Origin of the sequence: Clostridium sp., from assembly GCF_051650885.1 — a bacterium.
In the GTDB taxonomy this organism is placed as follows: Bacteria; Bacillota; Clostridia; order Clostridiales; family Clostridiaceae; genus Clostridium.
On sequence record NZ_JBOFRG010000284.1, the window covers coordinates 1 to 1,180 of the forward strand.

General features: G+C 34.4%; 1 protein-coding gene. It reads left to right on the plus strand.

The features are described 5' to 3' along the window. Positions 1–88: 88 nt before the first annotated feature. Positions 89–1,180 (plus strand): PTS sugar transporter subunit IIC (locus tag ACRC28_RS13730; protein WP_438544012.1); only part of this gene is annotated, 1,092 nt, incomplete at its 3' end.

A 1,180-nucleotide genomic window follows, 5' to 3' on the forward strand; every position in this document is an offset into this window, starting at 1 on the left:
TATAGCTTCTATTTTGAGAGAAAAGGCACTTTTTTCAAAATAAAAAGCAATCATATATATAAATAAAAGTATATAAGGGGGAACTAAAATGAAATTTATGGACAAATTAGCTGCAGGCTTAGAAAAATTTCTTATGCCAATAGCTGAAAAATTAGGGCGTCAAAAGCAATTATGTGCTCTAAGAGATGGATTTATAGGAACATTACCAATTTTTATGGCAGGATCTTTAGGATCATTATTCTTAAACGTATTTTTTAAACCGGACTCATTAATAGGTGCAAAATTAAATGCAATGGGAGGATATGCTGATTCAGTACAACCTTTCATAAGCAAATACATTATCCCAGTTACAAACAACATGTGGTGGGGAACACTAGCTTTAACTAGTATCTTTATTGTATTAACTATAGCTTATGCTTTAGGAAGACAATATGAAGTAGACCCATTAGCAACAGCTTTAACTTCATTAGCTGCATTCTTAACATTAATTCCAGATGGACAAAAAATTATTCCAGAAGGAGCAACTGAAGCTATTGAAGGTGTAGGTTGGGGATTACTAAGTTGGGGTAACTTTAACTCAACAGCTATGTTTACAGCAATGATCGTTGCTTTAGTAGCAGGTCAATTATTCATATTCTTGACTAAAAAAGGATTCACTATCAAAATGCCTGAGCAAGTGCCACCAGCTGTATCAAAAGCATTCGCAGCTGTTATCCCAGCATTAATAGTAATTCTTATTGCAGGTGTAGTATTCTCAATAAGTTTCGTAGGATTCGGAACTGAATTAAAAGTTATGATTGAAAAAGCTATCCAAGAGCCATTAATGCAACTTGGTAAGTCACCAATCACTTATATTGTGTTAGTAACATTATCACAATTATTATGGTTCTTCGGATTACACGGAATGAACATGGTAGAGCCAGCGTTAAACGCTATGTACTCTCCAGCATTAAATGAAAACTTAGAGTTAATCAACCAAGGTAAAGAAGCTGTTAACGTATTAACAAGAAACTTTGTTGACGTATACGCTATGCCAGGAGGATCTGGAGGAACTTTAGCATTATTAATCGCTATCTTCATATTCTCTAAGAAGCAAGAGTCAAGAGAACTTGCAAAACTTGCTATCGCACCTGGTATCTTCCAAATAAATGAGCCAGTAATATTCGGTTTACCACTTGTA